Source organism: Rahnella aceris, assembly GCF_011684115.1.
GTDB lineage: Bacteria > Pseudomonadota > Gammaproteobacteria > Enterobacterales > Enterobacteriaceae > Rahnella > Rahnella aceris.
On record NZ_JAADJV010000001.1, the window covers coordinates 991557 to 1013116 of the forward strand.

The 21560-nt window shown below is 55.1% G+C and carries 19 protein-coding genes; 8 read left to right on the top strand and 11 right to left on the bottom strand.

Features of this window, described 5'->3' with window-relative positions:
- The first annotated feature begins 5 nt into the window (after positions 1–5).
- From GW591_RS04490 to GW591_RS04500, 3 genes are read left to right on the top strand one after another with little or no spacing between them, the layout of a single operon-like run.
- Entirely contained in the window at positions 6–1148 is a 1143-nt protein-coding gene (locus GW591_RS04490) for a hypothetical protein (RefSeq protein ID WP_166860176.1), read from the top strand.
- 53 nt (positions 1149–1201) lie between these two features.
- Positions 1202–2125 carry an aminoglycoside phosphotransferase family protein gene (locus GW591_RS04495; RefSeq protein WP_223509396.1) on the top strand — a complete coding sequence of 308 codons (924 nt, stop codon included), beginning with the start codon at positions 1202–1204 and terminating at the stop codon, positions 2123–2125.
- Between the two features lie 28 nt (positions 2126–2153).
- Positions 2154–3536, top strand: a complete 1383-nt coding sequence (locus GW591_RS04500; RefSeq protein WP_013575196.1) for a DHA2 family efflux MFS transporter permease subunit — start codon at positions 2154–2156, stop codon at positions 3534–3536.
- 79 nt (positions 3537–3615) lie between these two features.
- On the opposite strand, the gene GW591_RS04505 is transcribed toward GW591_RS04500, so the two are convergent.
- From GW591_RS04505 to GW591_RS04515, 3 genes are read right to left on the bottom strand one after another with little or no spacing between them, the layout of a single operon-like run.
- Positions 3616–4533: an efflux RND transporter periplasmic adaptor subunit gene (locus GW591_RS04505; protein ID WP_112198307.1), complete on the bottom strand. Its 918-nt coding sequence runs from the start codon at positions 4531–4533 to the stop codon at positions 3616–3618.
- Positions 4530–4745, bottom strand: a complete 216-nt coding sequence (locus tag GW591_RS04510) for a DUF1656 domain-containing protein (RefSeq protein ID WP_013575198.1) — start codon at positions 4743–4745, stop codon at positions 4530–4532. The genes GW591_RS04505 and GW591_RS04510 overlap by 4 nt, the downstream gene beginning before the upstream one ends.
- Entirely contained in the window at positions 4735–6762 is a 2028-nt protein-coding gene (locus GW591_RS04515) for an FUSC family protein (RefSeq protein WP_166860178.1), read from the bottom strand. Before GW591_RS04515 ends, GW591_RS04510 begins: the two co-directional genes overlap by 11 nt.
- A 125-nt stretch (positions 6763–6887) precedes the next feature.
- Here GW591_RS04515 and GW591_RS04520 point away from each other — a divergent pair, with 125 nt between their 5' ends.
- The 3 genes from GW591_RS04520 (at position 6888) to katG (ending at position 11396) form a co-directional block, all read left to right on the top strand.
- Entirely contained in the window at positions 6888–7673 is a 786-nt protein-coding gene (locus GW591_RS04520; RefSeq protein ID WP_119261486.1) for an AraC family transcriptional regulator, read from the top strand.
- Positions 7674–7897: 224 nt separating this feature from the next.
- Positions 7898–8923, top strand: coding sequence for an LLM class flavin-dependent oxidoreductase (locus tag GW591_RS04525; RefSeq protein ID WP_166860180.1), 1026 nt, complete (start codon positions 7898–7900; stop codon positions 8921–8923).
- 262 nt (positions 8924–9185) lie between these two features.
- The gene (gene katG, locus GW591_RS04530) at positions 9186–11396 is read left to right on the top strand and encodes a catalase/peroxidase HPI (RefSeq protein WP_153375885.1); all 2211 of its coding nucleotides are present in this window, start codon (positions 9186–9188) and stop codon (positions 11394–11396) included.
- Between the two features lie 60 nt (positions 11397–11456).
- Here the strand turns inward: katG and GW591_RS04535 are convergent, their stop codons facing one another.
- Genes GW591_RS04535 through GW591_RS04570 form a run of 8 tightly spaced genes read right to left on the bottom strand, consistent with a single transcriptional unit; the run spans position 11457 to position 19162 of the window.
- The gene (locus GW591_RS04535) at positions 11457–12857 is read right to left on the bottom strand and encodes an FAD-binding oxidoreductase (protein WP_119261488.1); all 1401 of its coding nucleotides are present in this window, start codon (positions 12855–12857) and stop codon (positions 11457–11459) included.
- 26 nt (positions 12858–12883) lie between these two features.
- On the bottom strand, positions 12884–13699 hold the full coding sequence (locus tag GW591_RS04540) for an ABC transporter permease (RefSeq protein ID WP_126124783.1): 816 nt from the start codon (positions 13697–13699) through the stop codon (positions 12884–12886).
- Between the two features lie 4 nt (positions 13700–13703).
- Complete coding sequence (locus tag GW591_RS04545; protein ID WP_013575205.1) at positions 13704–14531, bottom strand: ABC transporter ATP-binding protein; 828 nt, start codon at positions 14529–14531, stop codon at positions 13704–13706.
- Positions 14528–15511 (bottom strand): ABC transporter substrate-binding protein, encoded by a 984-nt coding sequence (locus GW591_RS04550; RefSeq protein ID WP_166860182.1) that lies wholly within the window; start codon positions 15509–15511, stop codon positions 14528–14530. Before GW591_RS04550 ends, GW591_RS04545 begins: the two co-directional genes overlap by 4 nt.
- 13 nt (positions 15512–15524) lie before the next feature.
- Positions 15525–16406, bottom strand: a complete 882-nt coding sequence (locus GW591_RS04555) for a creatininase family protein (protein ID WP_112151848.1) — start codon at positions 16404–16406, stop codon at positions 15525–15527.
- Positions 16407–16435: 29 nt separating this feature from the next.
- The gene (locus GW591_RS04560; RefSeq protein WP_013575208.1) at positions 16436–16897 is read right to left on the bottom strand and encodes a RidA family protein; all 462 of its coding nucleotides are present in this window, start codon (positions 16895–16897) and stop codon (positions 16436–16438) included.
- The gene (locus GW591_RS04565; RefSeq protein ID WP_166860184.1) at positions 16887–18167 is read right to left on the bottom strand and encodes an amidohydrolase family protein; all 1281 of its coding nucleotides are present in this window, start codon (positions 18165–18167) and stop codon (positions 16887–16889) included. Before GW591_RS04565 ends, GW591_RS04560 begins: the two co-directional genes overlap by 11 nt.
- 20 nt (positions 18168–18187) lie before the next feature.
- Positions 18188–19162, bottom strand: a complete 975-nt coding sequence (locus tag GW591_RS04570) for a PDR/VanB family oxidoreductase (protein ID WP_166860186.1) — start codon at positions 19160–19162, stop codon at positions 18188–18190.
- Positions 19163–19376: 214 nt separating this feature from the next.
- Here GW591_RS04570 and GW591_RS04575 point away from each other — a divergent pair, with 214 nt between their 5' ends.
- Together GW591_RS04575 and GW591_RS04580 are read left to right on the top strand one after the other, a co-directional pair.
- Positions 19377–20300, top strand: a complete 924-nt coding sequence (locus GW591_RS04575) for a LysR family transcriptional regulator (RefSeq protein WP_119261491.1) — start codon at positions 19377–19379, stop codon at positions 20298–20300.
- Between the two features lie 261 nt (positions 20301–20561).
- Positions 20562–21551, top strand: a complete 990-nt coding sequence (locus GW591_RS04580; RefSeq protein WP_112151852.1) for an ABC transporter substrate-binding protein — start codon at positions 20562–20564, stop codon at positions 21549–21551.
- The last annotated feature ends 9 nt before the right edge of the window (positions 21552–21560 follow it).

The window sequence follows — 21560 nt, forward strand, 5'->3', positions numbered from 1 at the left end:
ATGAAGTGAAAAAAGCCATATTAGTGGGTTGCGGAGCGGAGATCGGCGCGAATTTGCTGATTCAGAATGATCCGGCGAAGGATGGTTTTGTTATTCAAACCGTCGTCACGAATCCTCCTTCTTTAGATAAACATTATCCTGAACTGCGTCCGATAGATGGCATCGTAGCCCGTCTGGCGATGGCGCATCCCGGCATCCAGTCTCACACCGACATTATCGATCATGACACCCTGCGGATCGACGGTCGTGAGGTTCACTTTTTCTTTGGCGATCTTGCCAAAGATCTTCCTCCGCAGACAGGTCGCTTCGACATTGGCTTTATCGCAACCAGCAAGCTGGATATGGACAAAAACAGCCCTGTCGCCCGCAACATGCAAGAACTCGCCGACGTGGTGCTGGGCGTTGCAGAGGCCAACGAACTGCCGAGTATCTATGGCTGTCTGGAAGATCTGACCCGCGATGATATCGACACGATACAACGCCAGGTGGTCGGTTCGGGCATGTATTGCCTCGGCTCCTGCCAGACCAATGGCATGCATGCCTCACTGCGCGTACTCACCGAGGCGCTCAGGGCTATCCAATGCAACGCCTCGCATATTGTGTCGGTTGAAACCGATATCGTGCATCCGGATACGCCTAACGGTGTACTCGGCACCCGATCATTCGAGGGACGCCTGCAGGATGCGCGCGACAATCTCCGTCCGAGCTTCTCACAAATTGCCATGAGTCAGGACAAGGTGATGCCCTGGGCACCGTTAGTGAATACCGTCTCATTACGCGCGCCTGTGCATGCACCCGGCTATCAGATTAACCGTTTCATCGTTAAGGATGGCGGTGCGTTAACCCCCGGTCTCATTGAGGCGGCGATTGAGCGGGTGAGCGGGACGCATCCTCATGTTGTGAAAGCATCGCGGTCACCGTTAGGAAGCCGTGCATATGCCTTCGAGCGCCGGTGTTCAACCATTCTTTCCGATCAGAATCACTTGCTCATTCTCCGGCCAGCCTATCTGGCCAGTCAGAATTTGAGTGAGGTCATCATCCAGTCGTTTGTTAACAACACCGTCGGCTATAGCGCTGTGGTACGTGCTGTAGCGCGTAGCCTCGCGCTTGGCCTGCCAGTGGCAACTTTCCAGGGGATTGAAAAATGACAAGCTCACATACTGTAGATTTTTTGAGTTCAGGCTTCGTTGTGAAGACGGCCATGTCCGAAATGTTCAATGGCAAACTGAAAGCCGAAGTCGATCAGATCCGGGCATTGCACGATATTTATCCGGAACTGATGGTGCCGGTCTTGCACGACGGGCTGGCAGCCGGGCGGCAATTTTATATTCTCGAGAAGATGGATTCCCTTCCGCTGTCCAGGATCGTCTTTGACGAACAACGGTCGCTGGCTGAGCGCAGGATGATCGTCAGAAACGCACTGGAAAATGTACAGAAAGCGATCAGCCTGGAATCAGAAACCTCGTCGGCAATAACCCACGAGATGCCCGCCAGATTACAGGAAGAGTGGGAAGGCACGCGCTTCGCTCATGAGCTGTTTGATAAACCTATTCTGCTTAACGGGGTGCGTTTCAGTACCACGGCCCGGGAAGTCTATGAAAGAGCGCTGGAGCTGGCCCGGACTGAAGAGTTCAGATCGGTAGAAAAAGCCCATTTCAATTTTCACTTCGGCAATGTGCTCTATAACGAGGAGCATGCTCAGACACGTTTCATTGACCCTGACTTTTCCGTCCGCGGGCTGGATCCGCTTTTCGGCTTCTCGCGGTTTGCTTTTTCGTTCTGGCATGAGCTTGCGGCAGAGGTAAAGGATGCAGTCAAAATGGTCCCGATGGCGGATGCACTGATGTTCGTGCTGGCGAAGCCGGACTACGGCAGCATTCTTAGCGAGATCCCTGAGTTAGGCGGTATTTCCGGCCTGCTGCCGCTGATGGGGGAAAGTATGCGCAACCGGTTCTATGTCCTCACCACCTACTGTTTCCTGAGGAGTATCCGCATCAACGGCAGTAAACAGCCCTGGAAAGCGCCGCGCTCTCCCGTTGTTGCCAGCCCGGAAGAAGTGCTGATGCTGGGCCTGCTGGCCTACCTCGAAGGACCGGTTGCTGAGGCTGAAAGCCTCTGTGCGTAATTTCAATTCAATATAGGATGATAAGGATATGTCGCTGGTAAGCAGTAGTCCCTTAGAACAAGGATTTGAGGCGCCAAGGCGCTATCTGGCGGCTGCCGCCATTTTGATTGGCGTGGTTATGGCGGCGCTGGACAGTTCCATCGTCAATATTTCCTTGCCCTCTATTGCGGAGGCTTTACGGGTAGATTCAGCCTCTGTCATCTGGGTGACCAACGCCTATCAGGTTGCCAGCGCTGCAACGATGTTGATCTGTGCATCGCTGGGTTCGAGGATAGGGGAGCGGCGCTTCTACACCGCTGGCATGGTGCTGTTTACGCTGGCATCGCTGGGCTGTAGCCTCTCCCCGACCTTCGGCATGCTGGTTGCCATGCGTATACTTCAGGGGGTGAGCTATGCGGTCATGATCAGCGTCGGGCTGGGTCTGTACAGGGTTATCTTTCCGCCGCATACGTTGGGCACCATTTTAGGGCTGAACGCGCTGGCTTTTGCGGTGGGGACGGCCATCGGCCCGGCGTTAGGCGGCCTGATCATCTCTTATCTGGACTGGCCATGGTTGTTCTATATCAATCTCCCGCTGGGTGCACTTGCCATTGTCTTCTCCCTGATCTCCCTGGGCGTCGATACTGAGAAGGAAAAAGGCTTCGACTGGGGAGGTGCGGTGACCTCAGCCGTCGCTTTAGGGCTGATGGTCATCGCTGTGGATCAGATCGGGCGCTGGGATAGCCGCATACTCATGCTTTGCGGCGTCGCCTCGGTGCTGCTGCTGGCCATCTTTGTCAGCGTGCAGACGCGCTCAAAAAGCCCGTTGTTGCCGCTCGATATATTCCGTTCAAGGCGGTATACCTTTGCGGTGATCTCTTCTGTCTCAATGTTTGTGGCACAGGGGATGGCGCTGGTGGGGTTACCCTTTGTACTGCAGCATGCCTATCACTATTCGGTGCTGGAATCGGCGTTCATCTTTACACCGTGGCCGGTTGCCGTTGCAATCTGCGCTCCGGTGGCGGGCAGGCTGTCCAATCGTTTAAATCCTACCCAGATATCGACAGCCGGCGTGGTGATTTTCTCTCTGGGTTTAGGATCTCTGGCTCTGTTGCCGCAAGCGGCGACGGTGAATGATTTTCTCTGGCGCGTGGCGGTTTGCGGGATTGGCTATGGACTGTTCCTGCCGCCGAATAATAAAGAGATGTTCTCGAATGTGGCACCGAACCGAACGGTCACGGCCTCGGGGGTATTGTCAACCGCCAGGACAGCAGGGCAATCCATTGGTGCGGCGCTGGTCGCGATGGTTATTGCACTGTTGAACGGACTGACGGGGCAGGCGGGGGCACAGTTCGCCGTCTATGTCTTCGGGCTGGCCTGTCTTATCTCTGCGCTATCTTCTGTCTCAAGTATGCTGCGCCTGCACCGGTAACAGAGGTTATGCGTTATGCCCGCCGCAGGATAAATGCCATCCTGCGGCGGCTTTTCTGACGAATGGGTTATTCAGGCATTCACCGGTCAGATGACAAAAAATCCGCATATCCTGCTTTAGTGTCCGCGCTCTTTGACGCGTTAATGGCGATGCTGGCAGTCATGCCCGCCACTAATTCGACCCCGTTGGGCAGATGATCAATATGGATGCGTACCGGAATACGCTGAGCGAGTCGCACCCAGCTAAACGTGGACTCTACATCCGGCAGGCCCTGGCTACCGGGTGCGTCATTGCTATCATCTATCCCGCGACCAATGCTTTCTACGTGGCCTGTCAGCGCAGGTGCATATCCCATCAGCACGATTTTTGCCGTGCTACCGACATGAATACGCTGCATTTTCGTTTCCTCAAAATAACCCACTACCCAGAAACTGCTGGCATCAATAATGGCAACTTTTGTCTCCCCCGCGTTGGCATAATCGCCGGGACGCAGTCTCAGATGCGTGACATAGCCGTCTGCCGGAGAATGAATTATCGCGCGGGAAAGATTGAGTTTTGCCAGTTCCAGCGCGGCCAGCGCCCCCTGATATTCCGCCGCCGCAACGCCCGCCGCACTGCTGGTATTTTGTATATCTTCTTTAGAGATTACTCCGCTAATCTGACTGCGACGTCTGGCAGCATCCTGACGCATTTGCATTTCATTTCGCTTCGCGTCAACCTCAGCCTGAGCGCTGAGCACCGCCAGTTTCAACCATTGCGGATCGATTGAATAAAGAATATCTCCGCGATTAACCCATTGGTTATCCATCACGGCAACGCGGTTTACCGGCCCGGAAACATCTGGCGTGATTTGCACCACATCTGCCCGTACCCGACCGTCACGCGTCCAGGGCGTCTGTGCATAATGTTTCCACAGCATGAAGGCAATAATGGCTGCCACCATGACGGCGCTTAGTGTAAATATATAGCGGCCTAACAGCGAAAAAAATGGTTTCATACTGATAATCCTGACGCGTCCAGCCCCTGCATTAACAAGGCAAAGATAATAATAAAAGTCGTGAAATCAATGAGCGGCCGGCAGGGTAAACGCCGATAGAATCTGCTAAAAGATAAAAAGGGCGTGATTAAAATCGTGCCGGAAAATGCCATCAAAGCCATGACTAATAAGCCAGGCAAAAAGACGCCACCGATATTAATGTCAGTAATCATGTGACTGTTCCTTATCCCTCTCTTTTAATGCACAGTTTTTTAACGCACAGTGCAGATCAATAATATGCTCAATAAGAGCGTGCGGTTGTTGATGTGAAACCGGCGGGTTAATGGCGAGTATCAGGCTAATACGTTTCTGTAATTCACCGGGCTGCGCACCGCGGGCCAGCAGGTTGAGAAGTGTATTTACCTGTAATGCGGTTTCTCCCTCCAGCTTATTCAGTGAGCGTTTTAAATAAGTCACTGCAAGTCCAATATTTAAATAATGCAGCAGGCTATTAAGCACCGAGTCCGCCGTCTGGTTACTGCGCGGGAGCCGGGGCAGGATCAGGGCAGTTCGATCTATCATCAGATTCACCCAGGCCACATCATTCATGGATGAGAGACCCTTTGCGCGATATCTGATGTCACGGCGACATCGGTGCAGCAGACGACGGATAGCAGAATCCGCCTGTACGGTCTGTAATAAACCCATACTGACCACGGCATAGCCGGTTGCGGCAAATAACGCGACCGCCGTGTTGATGGCAGTGGCAAAGTCACCACTGTAGCGCGCGCCTAATTCAGACAAGATGGGCAGTGTCAGCGTGATGCCCATGGCCATGAACGTGGTGGGCGGTCTGGCCTGCAGAGATCCGGCCAGCAAATAAGCAGGCGCAAGTACCGCAACCAGCACACTAAATTCGGTTACCTGGGGGAGAAGGATGAAGCTATAAATCAGGCTGATAATCACGCCATAGACGGAGCCTGCAATATATTTAACGATATGAGGAACCGGCGTGTCGAAACTGCCAAATAATGTGCAGCAGACGCCGAGAATCGATACCGCTGTGGCGCCATCGGGCCACGCGGAGTAAATCCACAGCAGACAGCCACTGAATATGATGGCAAACGCCCCCAGCGCAGCACGCGCAGCCGTAAAATGATCCCGGTGGTAAACGTAACCTTTTGCCTCTTCGGCTCCATCAATCATATGCTCAGGTTTGGCCAAAAGGAGGGCATGAGAAAGCTGTTCGCATTGCTGCAAAAGCATGATTGTCTCTTCCAGCCGTTTGACAAAATTAACGCGCAGCGCTTCTTTAAAATTTAATTCGTCAGCGGATGACCGGTGTCGCAACGCCACACAACGTCGCCGCAGCCTTTCAGCACCGGCCTTACGCGCGGTTGAATCCTCACAGGCGAGCCAGTCTGTGACCTCACTGACCAGCGTCGCAATGCTGTCCGGTAAGAGGTTTAATTCGTGCAGATAATCATGTAACTGGTTACTCACAACCAAAAGCCGCGACAATCTGTCATGTATTAACTGACGTGCTTTACGTGATGATTTTGATATCGCGAAGTCATAGGGCAGATGATGACCAAACCCGTCAAGGGACTGTAACGTCAGCGCAAGCTGAAGCTGCTTTTCTTTCTCGCCGGCTTCTCTTTTTAACGTGTCAATCACCATCTGGCGGGCATCACGCTGTGTTACCGCGAGCTTGCTGTTGAAAAGACCCGTAATGCGTTTGGGTATGACATAGCGGTGGATAAAGCTGGCACACAGGATCCCGATCATGATCTCCTGTACCCGGGTGATGGCGATGTCAAAAATTGCGCCGGGTTCGAACACCGCAGGAAAACCAATAAGACTTGCCGTGTAGCCCGCCAGAACAAAAGCATAGGCGCGGGGGGTACGGTCAAGCTGCGAAAAATAAAGGCAAAGTGTTATCCAGCCGGTCAGTACCAGACTGCAAATTATCGGTGTGTTGACAAAATTGGGCACAATCACCACCGTCATCGCCGCGCCTGTGATCGTGCCCGTCAGGCGATAAACGCTTCGGCTCAGTGAGGCACCGACGGACGTCTGCGAAACGATATAGACAGTAATAATTGACCAGGAAGGCCTGTCCAGACCGACAGACAAAGCGATGTAATAGGCCAGCATGGCAGCGGTAAACGTCTTGGCTGAATATAACAACGCATTCGCATCGTTAAGAAGCAAGGAGGAGGGGAATGCCCTGCGTAAAGAGTTGAACATGAGAATAATGGCCCCTGGCAAGCGGTGATGGCAAAAGAGTCATTTGCGCATACCGGCAATTATTGCCAGATTACTCAGGGGTGGAAATACTCTATACTGCCAAAAAATACCTGAATCCGGCCAATATGACGCTTTCCCGCGACGTTATTTCACTTTTTGATCCCGACTCCACCGGCTGTGCGGCTGTGGCGCGCCACATTGATTTCACCGAGTACGAAGCGGAAGTTCCCGTTCACACCCATCGAAAGGGACAGTTCATTCTTGCCCTGTATGGTGCGGTAACCTGTCGGGCTGAGAATGACATATGGATTGTGCCGCCTCACTGCGGCGTATGGATCCCCGGAGGAACTCCCCATAGTGCGAGAGCCACCTGGAATGCGCATCTCAGCTATTTATTTGTTGAGCCGGGAGCCGCCGCACTACCAGAACAATGCTGCACATTTGCTGTTTCTCCCCTTATTCGCGAACTGATTAGTCGTCTGGTCGGGGAAGATGCGCATTACCCGCCGGACAGCCATGCGGCACGGCTGGCACGGGTCACGCTTGATGAACTGGTGAATATGCCGCAGCAGAATTTTAATTTGCCGGTCTCAGAAAATCCCAAAATACGAGAGATGGCCGATGCGCTGGTCAGCCATCCGCAAGACCGCAGTACATTGCGTGAGTGGGCAAAACGCCTGGCATTAAGTGAACGTTCCCTTGCACGATTTATGGTGCGCGAAACAGGGCTTTCATTCGGACGCTGGCGTCAGCAACTGCATTTGATTATTGCGCTACGGGGGCTTGCCAGCGGTCAGTCCGTACAAAATGTGGCGAATGAATTAGGCTATGAGTCAGTCAATGCTTTCATCACCATGTTTAAGAAGTCTGTCGGCTGCACGCCTGCGCTCTATTTTAGTGAAAGAAAATAAGCCTGATACGGCCCGCGGACGATGACCTTCAATGCGCCGTGGCGAGGCATCTGCTGCCAGAACCCGCAAAAATCCCCTGTTGTTAATCAAATAAACTGAATCAGTATGTTAAACAAATGATATTTATTCTCATCCTGAGTCGCGTAAAGTAAACCCATCACTAAGCCCTGTTCCGCATGACAGAGACAGGGCACCGGTTTACAGATTATGAGGATGAAGACGCTATGAAAAAGATTGGATTTTTATCATTCGGGCACTGGACGCCATCCCCCCAGTCGGGCACGCGCTCGGCGGCTGATGCCTTATTGCAATCTATCGATCTGGCTGTCGCAGCCGAAGAACTGGGGGCCGATGGTGCTTATTTCCGGGTGCATCATTTTGCGCGCCAGCTTGCGTCGCCTTTCCCGTTGCTGGCAGCCATCGGCGCGAAAACCCGCAAGATTGAGATCGGTACCGGCGTTATCGATATGCGCTATGAAAATCCGTTGTATATGGCGGAAAGCGCCAGCGCTGCGGATCTGATTTCCGGGGGGCGTTTACAGCTCGGTATCAGCCGTGGTTCGCCTGAGCAGGTCATCGACGGCTGGCGCTATTTTGGTTATCAGCCGGAAGAAGGCGAAACGGAAGCCGATATGGCGCGCCGTCATACAGAGAAACTGCTTGATGTCCTGCGCGGCGAAGGTTTTGCGAAACCTAATCCGCAACCGATGTTTGCGAATCCGCCGGGTTTGTTACGCCCTGAACCCTATTCTGCCGGGCTGCGTGAACGTATCTGGTGGGGCGCGGGCTCGAATGCTACCGCCGTCTGGGCGGCGAAACTGTGCATGAACCTGCAAAGCTCCACGCTGAAAGATGATGAAACCGGCGAGGCGTTCCATATTCAGCAGGCGCAGCAAATTCGCGCTTACCGTCAGGCCTGGGCTGAGGCGGGGCATGAGCGTACACCGCGTGTGTCCGTCAGCCGCAGTATTTTCGCCCTGATGGATGACCGCGACCGCGCGTATTTTGGCGGCAGCGGCGATGATGGCGACAAAGTCGGCTTCCTCGATGAGAAAACCCGGGCGATTTTCGGCCGCAGCTATGCGGCGACACCGGACAGATTGATCAAATTGCTGAAGCAGGATGAAGCGATCGCCGAAGCCGACACCTTATTGCTGACTGTCCCGAATCAGCTCGGCGTCGATTACAACGTGCATGTGATTGAGTCAATCCTCAAATATGTCGCCCCTGAAATGGGCTGGCGTGAATAATCGCTGAAGAAAGTTTCAGAAACCCAAAGCCCGCATGAGGAAACTCAGGCGGGCTTTTTGCATTTTGAGACGCTGACAGAGAAACCTCTGTCAGTCAGGGGCTATTCTATAATCAGAGTGGGTGGCATTTTGGTGATAAAACCCGCAAAAAGCGCGTATAAGTCCTAAGGCAAAATCTATCAAATACATAGGGTGATTCAGATGTGACTGGTTTCAATCCGCGTATAGAGTAGCAATGAGACTACATAACAGGAGTGTGAGCATGAGCAGTTCTATTGATGAAGAAGCAAACGACGCAAAGCCAATTGTTGAAGCAGACAGAGAAGCCGGTGCCGGTAAATGTCCTTTCCATGAAGGAAACTCAAATAAAGCCTCTGGCGGCGGGACAACTAACCGTGACTGGTGGCCTAACCAGCTCAGGGTTGACCTGCTGAATCAGCACTCAAATCGCTCAAACCCGTTGGGCGAATCCTTTGATTATCGTAAAGAATTTGCCAAATTAGATTACTCCGCACTGAAAGCCGACCTCAAAGGGGTGCTCACTGCGTCGCAGCCCTGGTGGCCGGCGGACTGGGGCAGCTACATCGGTCTGTTCATTCGTCTGGCATGGCACAGCGCCGGGACGTATCGCTCCGTCGACGGACGCGGCGGTTCCGGTCGCGGCCAGCAGCGCTTCGCCCCGTTAAACTCCTGGCCGGACAACGTCAGTCTGGATAAAGCGCGCCGTCTGTTGTGGCCGGTGAAACAAAAATACGGTCAGAAAATTTCCTGGGCCGATCTGTATATTCTGGCGGGGAACGTCGCGCTGGAAAACTCCGGTTTCCGCACCTTTGGTTTTGGTGCCGGGCGTGAAGACGTCTGGGAACCGGATCTGGACATTAACTGGGGTGATGAAACCACCTGGCTGGAACACCGCCATCCTGAAGAGCTGGCCAAATCTCCGCTGGGCGCAACGGAAATGGGGCTGATTTACGTCAACCCGGAAGGGCCGAATCACAGTGGTGATCCGGCGTCGGCTGCTCCGGCCATTCGTGCCACGTTCGGCAATATGGGCATGAACGATGAAGAGATCGTCGCGTTGATTGCCGGTGGTCACACGCTGGGTAAAACACACGGCGCAGGTCCGGCCGATAATGTGGGTGTTGACCCGGAAACCGCACCGATTGAATCACAAGGCCTGGGCTGGAAAAGCAGTCACGGAACCGGTGTCGGCGCAGATGCCATCACCTCCGGCCTGGAAGTTATCTGGTCGCAAACCCCGACGCAGTGGAGCAATTACTTCTTCGAAAACCTGTTCAAATATGAATGGGTGCAGACCCGCAGCCCGGCAGGGGCGATTCAGTTCGAAGCCGCTGATGCGCCGGACATTATTCCTGATCCGTTCGATACCTCAAAAAAACGCAAACCGACCATGCTGGTGACCGATCTGACGCTGCGTTTTGATCCGGAATTCGAGAAAATTTCCCGTCGTTTCCACGGTGATCCGCAGGCCTTTAACGAAGCTTTTGCCCGTGCATGGTACAAACTGACCCACCGCGATATGGGGCCGAAAGCCCGTTACATCGGACCGGAAGTGCCAAAGGAAGACTTAATCTGGCAGGATCCGTTGCCGGTGCCGGTGTATCACCCGACGGCTGGCGATATCGCGCAGCTTAAAGAAAAAATTGCCGCTTCCGGCCTGAGCGTCAGTGAACTGGTCTCGGTGGCGTGGGCGTCAGCGTCGACCTTCCGTGGCGGCGACAAACGCGGCGGTGCGAACGGTGCGCGTCTGGCGCTGCGTCCGCAAAGAGACTGGGAAGTGAATGCCATTGCAGCCCGCGCGCTGCCTGCTCTGGAAGCTATCCAGCAGTCATTCCAGAAGGTGTCTCTGGCGGATGTGATCGTTTTAGCCGGTTCGGTTGGTATTGAAAAGGCGGCGAAAGCGGCTCATATCGACATCGAAGTGCCTTTCACGCCGGGTCGGGTGGATGCGCGTCAGGATCAGACGGATATTGAGTCGTTCGAACTGCTTAAGCCTAAAGCGGATGGTTTCCGTAACTACCGTGGCGAAACGGCCAATACATCGACTGAAAATCTTCTGATCGACAAGGCTCAGCAACTGACCCTGACCGTGCCGGAATTAACGGTGCTGGTCGGCGGATTACGTGCGCTGGGGGCTAACTACGACGGCAGCAATCTGGGCGTGTTCTCGGAAAAAACCGGTGAGCTGAACACGGATTTCTTCGTCAACCTGCTGGATATGCGTACCGAATGGAAACCTGTTGATGGCTCCGGTGAGCGTTTTGAAGGTCGTGATCGCGTCAGCGGAGAAGTCAGATTCGCCGCCACGCGTGCCGATCTGGTGTTTGGCTCGAATGCCATATTACGTGCCAACGCGGAGGTTTACGCCAGCAGTGACGCCAAAGAGAAGTTCGTGAAAGACTTTGTCGCCGCCTGGACTAAAGTGATGAATCTGGACAGATTCGAGCTTTGATCTGAACTGATCGTTTGAAAGCCAAAAGCCCGCTTAAATTTTATTAAGCGGGCTTTTTTTTCAGTCACGCAATAAAAGAGGATTGTTATCTAATTCCAGGGTGTCGCGTACCTCCCAGCCCCTGAGCTTGCCGGGGTTAAGTAACCCGTCGGGATCAAGACACTTTTTAACCGAAACGACGTCAGGTTTAATTTCTCCCTGTTTACCCTCTTCAATGCGATAAACATGCGGGTTATTTATTTTCACGTCATTATCACGGAAGATTTTCATTATTTCGTTCAGTCTTTCTTCGGTGGAATAACGCACAAGTTGTAAACCGCTGGCGGTGATATTGCCGTCATTGTCACGCAGGAACTCAATATGCGAAATCACCTCGTCGCCGAACAAAGCCGCCATATCGATGATCTGCTGGCGATAATTCGTATAATTAAACGCCGTCTGTAAATAGGTCAGGGTGCTGTCAATTTTCAGCGCGTGCAGCGTGGTGTGGTTCCAGCAATATTCCATCAGCGACGCATTAGCCTCACGCGCCGCGTCGGCAGACTGACGCACTGCGCTGTGCCCGTGGTACTTTTCCAGCAGATGGGCGCAGAAACCTTCGCTTTCCTGCGCAATCACGCTGATCACCGCATGCTGGCTGGCCTGATAATGCCCGTTCAGATGACTGAAATAAGACGGGATCGGCGCGGCAAACAGCGCGAGCTGGCGTTTGACCAGCCCCGGTGAACGGGCAACGGCGTTGGCATAATCCAGTGCGTCGGTGAAGTCGTCGAACACGTCCAGCCGTTCAATCCACTGATGAACCGGTGCCAGCGCCAGTTCAACCTCAAGCACAATGCCGTTGCTGCCATACGCGTGATGCAGCAGCAATGCCTGCGGGGCGGGCACATGCAGAATGCGCGGTTCGGCTTCCATGGTCATGACTTTTACGCTGAGCACATTGCCCGGCGCGCCGAGCGGGCCGTAGTTGATCGAGCCGATACCGCCAAAGCCGCCGCCGTAAAGGCCACCCAGGCTGGCGAGCCGGTAAGTGGAGGGCATGCAGCGCAGTTCCCAGCCTGCCGGACGGGTCAGGGTTTCAATCTCCGCCAGCCGGATCCCCGCCTGTGCCCGCACCACACCGTTAGCCAGTTCGCAAACCTGATTAAACCCGGTCATGTCCACCAGAATTCCGCCTTCCAGCGGCACCAGTTGGCCGTAGTTGCCGGTCGCGCCGCCGCGCAAAATCAGCGGTAACTGGTGCTGAACGCAGGCTTTCACCAGCAAAATCAGCTCTTCTTCGCTGCGCGGCCTGACCACAGCATCGGCCTGTTTGTCTTCCAGTTGCCGCTTGAGCACCGGGCTGAACCAGTGAAAATCACGGGAAAGGCGTTTAACCTTCGGCGCCTGTAAAGTCCAGTCGAGATCAGGCAGCGCCTGCTGAATCAGGGCGAGCGCCTGTTGACGTTGTTCGCTGTCCATATTCTTCCTGCCAAAAATGAATGAGGTTAATGAGATTGCACGGCTTCGCTTTCATGCCAGGCGCTCAGGGCGCGCCTCGAAATCCACGACATCACACCAAACAGCGCGATACCGGTGAGTGAAATTAACAGCAGGGCGGCAAACATCAGCGGGATGTCGAGCTGATAGCCCGCCTGCAATATCTGGTAGGCCAGACCGGTGTTATTGCCGCCGGTGCCCGCCACGAATTCAGCCACCACGGCACCAATCAGCGACAGGCCACTGGAAATGCGCAGCGCGCCGAAAAAATACGGCAGCGCAGAAGGGATGCGTAAGCGGATCAGGATTTGCAGACGGCTGGCGCGGCTGAGCTGGAAATAACTCAGCAGGCCGGGCGAGACACTGCGCAACCCCTGCGTGGTGTTAGAAATGATCGGGAACACCGCCATCAGCGTCGAACACACCACCAGCGACAACGTGGTGTCTTTGACCCAGATGATGATCAGCGGCGCGATGGCGACAATCGGCGTCACTTGTAAAAACACGATGTACGGGAACAACGCGGTTTCAACAAAGCGGTTCTGCACCAGCACGAAAGCCACGACCGAACCGATGATTATCGACAACAAAAACGAGATCAAAGTGATTTTCAGCGTAAACAGCAGTGACATGGTCAGCGTACCGAAGTTGGTCCACAGGCTTTCCAGCATCACTACCGGCGAAGGCACCAGAAACTGGGGGATTTTGAAATAACTCACCCAGCCCTGCCACAGCAAAACCACCACAATCGCGACCACAGCCGGATACAGCACCTTGCGAAAGGTTTGGTTATTGATCCACGGAGAGGATTTTTGAGTTTGCATAGCGTTACTCCATACCCGATTGGCTGGCTTGCAGCAGGCTGTCCTGCAACTGCTTCGCATAGCGTGAAAATGCCGGACTGACGCGGAAATCGTCGTTGCGCGGGAAGGGTTCGTTAATGGCGATATCTTCCACTACCCGCCCCGGACGGGCGGCCATCATGATCACCCGCTGCGACAGAAATACCGCTTCGTGAATCGAATGCGTGACGAACACCACCGTCAGCCCCTGTTCCCGCCACAGGCGCAGCAGATCGCTGTCGAGCTTGTTGCGGGTGATCTCATCCAGCGCACCAAAAGGTTCATCCATCAGCAGCAGTTTCGGACGCGTCACCAGCCCGCGGGCAATGGAGACGCGCATCTGCATGCCGCCTGACAGTTCGCGCGGCAGGACTTTGGCAAATTTCCCCAGTCCTACCAGTTCCAGTGCTTCACTGACGCGGGTATTGGCTTCGGCTCGCGGCACGCCCGCCAGATCCAGCGGCAAACGCACGTTGTTCTGTACGTTGCTCCACGGCATCAGCGTGGCTTCCTGAAACACGAATGACAGCGGCACCTGCGCTTTTTCACGGCTGTCGCGCCGCCACAGCACCAGTTTGCCGTCGCTGGGTTCCGTCAGCCCGGCGACCATTTTTAACAGCGTACTTTTGCCACAGCCCGACGGGCCGAGCAGGGTGACGAATTCACCCTGATTGATGGTCAGATTGACCGGCAAAAGGGCGCGGGTGCCGTTGCTGTAAATTTTCTCCGCCGACAGCACTTCGATGGCAGGCACGGGCGGCGGATTGGCTGAGCGGACATCGCTCATCACGGTCAGTTTGGGGGCTGAATTCATGGCATAACCTTCGCGTCTTTGATCATGTCGAGGGTATAAGTCTGCTCAAACGGCACTTTATCCGCGTCGATCAGCTTGTTTTTCACCAGCATGTCCCAGGTCTTTTTCAGACGCGGTTCAGTGATGATGCCGATACCGCCGGTTTGTGCGTCGCCGCCGGTCACCAGCTCATACTTCTTCATCTGTGCGATGCCGAAGGCAATCTGGTCTGCCCCCATACGCGGGTTGGCCTGAGTGATAAGCTGGTTGCCCGCGGCCGGATCCTGCAAATACTCTTTCCAGCCCTGCATCGACGCTTTCACGAAAGCGGCCACTGCTGCCGGGCGTTTTTTAACAGTATCCGCCATGCAGATAATCGAGTTGCCGTACGGCGGGTAACCCCAGTCGCTGAGCATGTAGACGTAGAACGGTTTGCCGCCTTTTTCGATCGAGAAAGGTTCGGAGGTGACATAACCCTGTTGCACCAGATTATTGTCTGCCAGGAACGGCTGCACGCTGAAGGTGTACGGACGGATTTTGGCACTCCCCAGCCCCAGTTCACTCTTCGCCCACGGCCAGAAAGAGGTATATGCCTCGGTGGCCAGCAGGAAGGTTTTGTCTTTCAGTTCCTGACCTTTCTCCACTTTGTCGTGGCTGATAAACACCGTCGGCGAATGCTGGAATACCGTCGCGACTGTCACCGCATGCACGCCTGCCTGCCAGGTTTCCAGCGCCTGACCGTTGTCGCCGAGCGTACAGTCAGCCTGTTCGGCGGCCATCAGTTGCATCACATTGACCTGCGGGCCGCCCATTTTGATGCTGACATCCAGACCGGCGGTTTTGTACAACCCTTTGGCCTGCGCCTGGTAAAAACCGCCGTGCTCCGCCTGCGCGTACCAGTTGGTCAGGAAGGTAAATTTCTCTTCCGCCATGCTGGTGGCAGAAACCCCGGCCAGCAGCACGGCCAGCAGGCTGTAAGTGAAGGGACGCTGTGTTTTCATCTTGAGAATTCCTTTATTCAGAGGCCAGAGAAGACGAAGGAGGAGTGAAGCTGGTTTGCACAAAGCCGTTCCAGTGGTGTTTTCCCCAGGTTGGCTCGCTGCGGGCTTTCCATTGCATGTGATGGATTTCGGTGATCGCCTGCGCCCAGCTTGCCGCCAGCGAATCGAGGATCGCGTGACCCTGTTCAGCGGTTGCGCCGGTCGGGTCGCCAATGACGCCGCTCGGGCCAAAATCATAGGAAGCCCAGGCAGCGGCAGGGCGTCCCGATGACAGCGTCGGGCACGGGAATTCCGGCGGATAATTGGCGACGGCATGTTCGATGTGAACACATTCCGGTGCCAGCGCCAGCATTACAGCGGTTTCGCTGTGACCGGCATGCATCGCCATTTTCTGCTCCTGCGCGCTCAGGAACTGATTTTCCACGTTGGGCACGCGGAACACGTCGTGAGGGATCATGATCATGTCGCCGTGACGCAGGCGCATTTCCCGCGAAGCCATTTGCAGCACCTGCGGTTGTCCGCCGTGACCGTTAATCATCAGCAGCTTGCGGAATCCGGCGCGATACAGGGATTCGGCAATTTCTAAAACCGTCTGCAACAGCGTGTCGCCGGTTAAGGTCAGTGTGCCGGGGAAATTTAAATGTTCGTCAGATTTGCCGTAGGTGATGGGCGGAATAGCGTAAGCAGGAATAGCTTCCGGCAGCCGCGCCAGGGCATGGCCCGCCACGCCGGAGGAGATCACGCTGTCAACCGAACATGGCAGATGCGGCCCGTGCTGCTCAATCGCACCGGTCGGTAAGACGATCACGGTGTTGGCTTTGTCGGGCAGGGCGGCAATGGCCGTCCAGCTCAGAAAAGGGAGAAAACGCGCTGCGGGAATATAACCGTTAATCATGCTGTGCCTCGTGGTCGGACATTTTAGGGTTAGCGGGACTGGGGTAACCAGGCGGTGGCTTCCACCTCAATCAGCACCCCGGCGTCTGGCAGCATTTCGCTGACCTGTACCACGGTAGAGACCGGTGGCTGCCCGGGATAAAAGAGTTTTCTGACCCGGCTGTAATACGGGAAGTGATCGAGATTGCGAAAATACTGCACCAGCTTGATCACATCGCTCATTTGCCCGCCCGCGTCTTCAATGGTGTGGCGGATGCTTTCGAGCACATACCAGCTTTGCGCCAGAACCGGCCCCTGTTTGGCGTCAGTGGAGAATTCGCCGGTTTCGCCCAGCAGCAGGCGTGCTTCGGCGGGGATATCCTGAAAACCGCGCACGATGGTCGCCGTCTGCGGGTTAACGGGAATAATGCCGGAGAGAAAAACGAAATCACCGGCACGACGCCACGCGGCATATTTGGCGAGCGGTTTTCCCGCTCCCGCTTCAAGACTCATGGGATAACTCCTGATTCCAGGTACGTTGGTGCGTCAGCCTGCCGTGGTGAATAACCAGACGGGCCGCGCTGTGTAAAGGCCAGGTCAGGCTGTCGCTGCCCGGAAAGAGAACCAGCGTGGCGTCGCTGCCGGGCGCAAGCGGCAGGACGTTCTGAGCCTCACCGGTCAGCGCGCCGACATCGCAAATAAGCCGTGACTGCTGATCAAAAACGTTTTCAAGCTGAAGCGCGAACAGGGCGCAGCTCAGCGTATCCAGCGGGTCATAACTGCCCGCCGGACAAAAGGCGTCCTGCACGTTATCGCAGCCAAGTAGCATCGGAATGCCCGCCGCCTGTGCTTCTTTCAGCAAGGTGATACCGCGCTGGCGCGGCGTGCGACCTGTGACGGCGTCCTGCAACAGCAGGTTGGTCATCGGCAGCGCAATCAGCGTGACGCGCTGCGCCGCCAGCACACTCAAAATCTCCTGCGCCTGTTGTTCACTGCCGGAAGCCAGCGCACAGCCGTGGCTGCAACAGATATGGCCGCTGAATGTGCTCTCCGACAGGTAATCCGCCAGCCAGCTCAGGCCGTGTGCCACCGGCGAAAGCTCCTCGTCGATATGCAAATCCAGATTCAGTTGCCAGCGTGCGGCACTGTGCATCAGGTGGGTCATCGCCGCCGGATCCCAGTTCGAGGAGTGGATAAATCCGCCCAGCAGGCAGTCTTTTCCGCTTTGTGCCACCGCGCGGGCGATGCGGTCAGCCGCTTCGGCATCGGCGAAAAAGCTCAGCGGTGCCAGCGCCACCCGCTCCAGCGTGACACCCGGTTGCGCCATCCCGCTCAGCTCAAGCCAGGCCTGCGGTGGCTCCACGTCAAACCAGTCAATATGAGTGCGCAAACGGGTCACGCCGTTCGCCGCTGCCCAGCTCAGTGCCTTGCCGGCACGCTGGCGAATGTCAGCCGCCGTCCAGTGCTGACGGTCCTGATGCAGGGTTTCAATGGCTGCCAGCAGACCGGGTTTTGACGGGCGGCTGCGGGCAAGGGTGAAGGTTTTATCGAGATGCGCATGGGGTTCAACCAGCCCCGGCAGCGCCAGTGCGCCGTGTGCGTTCCACAAATCATCTTGTTCTGGCTGATAAGGCGTCACGGACGCAATTTTGCCTGCATCAAAACGCACATCTGCCGTCACCGGTTCGCCTGCCTGCAAAGGCCATCCGTCGGGCAGCAACCACGCGGGGAGGCGAACGTTAGCAATGCCATTAAGTGTTGCAGCGGGGGTGGGAATGTTCATCGTCAGGCTCCGCGTGGACATTACAGGTCGAGGACCAGAACGGGACTTTTGGATCGCGAACAGCACAGCGTTATCTGCGTGTTCTCCGCTTTCTCTTCTTCAGTCAGCACGCAGTCGCGGTGATCGGGAATACCGTCGATCACGTCAGTAATACAGGAGCCGCAAATACCCTGTTCGCACGACAGCATAATATCGACTCTGGCACTTAATAAGATTTCAGCAATCGTCTGGTGCGGGCCGACTAAATAACGTTGTCCGGTGGAGTTAAGCTGAATATGAAATGCCTGACTGTCGGTTTCATTATTCAGATTCGCATTACTGAACCGTTCGAAAGATAATTGATTTTCCTGCCAGTGATGGGTCTGCATAATGTCTTTAAGCCGCTGAATAAATCCGTCCGGGCCGCAGGCCAGCACCCGCGTATTTTCATCCGGCTGCAACAAACTCAGTGGCGTGTTATGGCGCAGGGAATCGTTTGCGCTGCTGTCATGAAAAAAGACGTGTTTCGCTAAGGCAGGCGCGGTTAAACGCGGCAGATACGCAATGTGCTCCCTGTCTGAAACAGAGTAATGCAGTTCAAATTCAATCTGTTGCTCAGCCAGGTATTCCGCCATCGCCAGCAACGGCGTGATGCCGATCCCCCCGGCAAACAGTAAATATCGCCCGGCCTGTGGCAGCGGAAAATGATTGCGCGGTGCCGAGATCATCAGGTTATCGCCGGGGCGGAAATGATGATGAATGAAGTGCGAGCCGCCGGTGGAGTTTTCCGCCAGTTTGACGCAAATTTCATAATATTCACCGCTGCTGTTTTCACTGCACAAAGAATACTGGCGCGGGCCGAGTTCGGGAATAAAAACGTCAATGTGTGCTCCCGGTAAATAAGCCGGTAATAAACTTCCTTGCTGCGCAACAAGCTGCAGGGAAATATTCCCGACACCGTTGATATTGGCGGTTTTAATTGTGACAGGGATTAATCCGGCATCTTTCATCGTCATTTACCGTATTGACTCTGGTGAAACATTCATAAAAAGGGGAGTCGGTCCGTTTGCCGCATAACCCGCTGTCTTAACGCGCATTACTGCGCGGAGCCGGCCTGATGAGCGGTGAAACGATTGTTCCCGTTGCAATGAAAGCTACGTTATTGTTATAAAACTGTTGCGTCCAGCGCTTTGATTCGCACATCCCGTTGCATAAAAGAGAGCACTCATTATGTTCGCATTCTCCCGGTTTCTGCTGTACTTCACTGAGGTCGCCCGCCAGGGATCGTTCCGTAAGGCGTCGGAAACCCTGCACGTTGCCGCATCGTCAATTGACCGGCAGATATTGCGGGTTGAAAAAGAATTAGCCATGCCGCTGTTTGAGCGACATCCCACCGGGCTGCGGCTGACGGCGGCGGGCGAGCTGTTACTGCATGCTGCTAATAACTGGAAAAAGGATTTCTCGCGTGTCTGCGAACAGCTCGACGATCTGCGCGGGTTACGGCGCGGACACGTGCGCATTGCCACCATCGATGCCATCAACCGGCAGTTTTTCTCGTCGATGCTCAAAAAGGTGCATCTCGAGTATCCGAACATTTCATTCACCCTGACCACCATGAACAACGTGGACATCCAGCAGGCGCTGATGTCGGGCGATGCTGATTTCGGACTGATGCTGAATCCGCAAAGCTCCCGCGAGTTGCAGGTGCGGGCTTTTGCCGAAATCGATTTGGGTGTTGTTGTGCCGAAAGGGCACCCGCTCGGGGGCAGAAGCGGCGTGCGTTTTAATCAGTGCATGGAATATCCGTTTATCCTGCCCGCCGCGCCGCTGATGCTGGCCGAGCCGGTGCAGGCGCTGATGAATATCAACGGCGACATGATTCATGAGGTCGCGGTATCGAATAACATCCACATGATCCGCTCGCTGATTAAGGAGAAAATGGGCATCGGCATTCTGTGCTGGCTCGATATCATGGATGAGGTGGAAAGCGAGGAACTGCAGTTTATTCCGCTGACCGATCCGCAGTTAAAAACCTTCACGCTCTCCCTGTGCGTCGCCCCTTCACGACAACTTTCTCTGGCCGCTTCGATGATGCTTAAACAACTGGAGATGCTATTCAGCCAGATCCAGACGCCGGGGCGCAACCGGCACTGATTTGCACTGATTTGGTGCCTGGCGCTCTGTGATGAATCAAAGGTTGCAGGGGGTGAGACCTGTTTATCCCGACAACGCGCAGGGAAAGCGGGTCTGCGAAGTTGGCATCGTTTTTGTATAGTTAAACGTGAGTAGAAGCGGTCAGTGCAGGCAACTGCGCGGGACATTGCTCAGCAACCATTTCGCGGTTCATTTTGAGCCGGTCAGGGGGCTGAGCCGCGTTTGCTTATCCTCCCTCCGGCGATGATTAGGAGAGGAGCAATGAAGTCAATTTCCCGCATTCCCCTGTCTTGCTGCGTGCTGAGCACGCTGATTGCTGGTGCTTTCTCACTGTCGGCGCAGGCCGATGAGAAAATCGCGCTGCTGACTTCCTGGTACGCGCAGGCTGAACAGGGCGGCTATTATCAGGCGCTGGCGACGGGCATTTACAAACGTTACGGGCTGGATGTCAGTATTCAGTCCGGCGGCCCGCAGATCAACGGCATGCAGTTACTGTTGTCAAAACGCGCGGATGTGATCATCGGTTATGACCTCCAGTTGCTCGAATCCGTGCAGCGTGGTTTTCAGGCCAAAGCTATCGCCGCCCCTTTCCAGTTCGACCCGCAGGGTTTACTGACGCATGCGTCCGTGACGTCGCTCGACGGCCTGAAAGACAAAACCATTCTGGTGTCCAGCTCCGGGCAATCGACCTGGTGGCCGTGGCTTAAGGCGCGTTATCAGCTCAGTGATTCTCAGGTTCGTCCGTATACCTTCAACATTCAGCCTTTCGTCGCCGACGGGAACGTGGCGCAACAGGCGTATGTCAGCTCTGAAGTGTTTCAGGCGCAGAAGGCTGGCGTGAAATCCAATTTCTTCCTGTTCTCGGAGCACGGCTATCCGCCTTACGGTGGCATTCTCATCACCCGTCCTGAGCTTATCAGCAGCCGGAAAGACGCGATGGCGAAGTTCGTAAAGGCGTCGATGGAAGGCTGGGTGAGTTATCTGCAAAACCCGGCGGCGGGTAATGCGCTGATCAAAAAGGATAACCCGAAGATGACCGACGACCTGCTGGCCTGGGGTGTTGAGCAAATCCAGGCGCACCACCTGATTGATGGCGGCGACGCGGCGACGCAGGGCTGGGGCACCATGACCGAAGCCCGCTGGCAGAAAACCCGTGATTTCATGGTGAACGCCAAACTGCTAAACGCGGATACCGACTGGAAGCAGGCGTATACCACCGAATTTGTTGAGCACATGCAGGTTAAACCCTGAGGAGTGTTG

Bases quoted from the DNA above. Each gene is read 5' to 3' on its own strand.
- GW591_RS04535 (WP_119261488.1), bottom strand. From the start codon at position 12,857: ATGGACAGCGAACAACGTCAACAGGCGCTCGCCCTGATTCAGCAGGCG.
- GW591_RS04555 (WP_112151848.1), bottom strand. From the start codon at position 16,406: ATGATTAACGGTTATATTCCCGCAGCGCGTTTTCTCCCTTTTCTGAGC.
- GW591_RS04495 (WP_223509396.1), top strand. From the start codon at position 1,202: ATGTCCGAAATGTTCAATGGCAAACTGAAAGCCGAAGTCGATCAGATC.
- GW591_RS04520 (WP_119261486.1), top strand. From the start codon at position 6,888: ATGACGCTTTCCCGCGACGTTATTTCACTTTTTGATCCCGACTCCACC.
- GW591_RS04500 (WP_013575196.1), top strand. From the start codon at position 2,154: ATGTCGCTGGTAAGCAGTAGTCCCTTAGAACAAGGATTTGAGGCGCCA.
- GW591_RS04580 (WP_112151852.1), top strand. From the start codon at position 20,562: ATGAAGTCAATTTCCCGCATTCCCCTGTCTTGCTGCGTGCTGAGCACG.
- GW591_RS04540 (WP_126124783.1), bottom strand. From the start codon at position 13,699: ATGCAAACTCAAAAATCCTCTCCGTGGATCAATAACCAAACCTTTCGC.
- GW591_RS04550 (WP_166860182.1), bottom strand. From the start codon at position 15,511: ATGAAAACACAGCGTCCCTTCACTTACAGCCTGCTGGCCGTGCTGCTG.
- GW591_RS04510 (WP_013575198.1), bottom strand. From the start codon at position 4,745: ATGATTACTGACATTAATATCGGTGGCGTCTTTTTGCCTGGCTTATTA.
- GW591_RS04515 (WP_166860178.1), bottom strand. From the start codon at position 6,762: ATGTTCAACTCTTTACGCAGGGCATTCCCCTCCTCCTTGCTTCTTAAC.
- GW591_RS04545 (WP_013575205.1), bottom strand. From the start codon at position 14,531: ATGAATTCAGCCCCCAAACTGACCGTGATGAGCGATGTCCGCTCAGCC.
- GW591_RS04575 (WP_119261491.1), top strand. From the start codon at position 19,377: ATGTTCGCATTCTCCCGGTTTCTGCTGTACTTCACTGAGGTCGCCCGC.
- katG (WP_153375885.1), top strand. From the start codon at position 9,186: ATGAGCAGTTCTATTGATGAAGAAGCAAACGACGCAAAGCCAATTGTT.
- GW591_RS04505 (WP_112198307.1), bottom strand. From the start codon at position 4,533: ATGAAACCATTTTTTTCGCTGTTAGGCCGCTATATATTTACACTAAGC.
- GW591_RS04565 (WP_166860184.1), bottom strand. From the start codon at position 18,167: ATGAACATTCCCACCCCCGCTGCAACACTTAATGGCATTGCTAACGTT.
- GW591_RS04570 (WP_166860186.1), bottom strand. From the start codon at position 19,162: ATGACGATGAAAGATGCCGGATTAATCCCTGTCACAATTAAAACCGCC.
- GW591_RS04560 (WP_013575208.1), bottom strand. From the start codon at position 16,897: ATGAGTCTTGAAGCGGGAGCGGGAAAACCGCTCGCCAAATATGCCGCG.
- GW591_RS04525 (WP_166860180.1), top strand. From the start codon at position 7,898: ATGAAAAAGATTGGATTTTTATCATTCGGGCACTGGACGCCATCCCCC.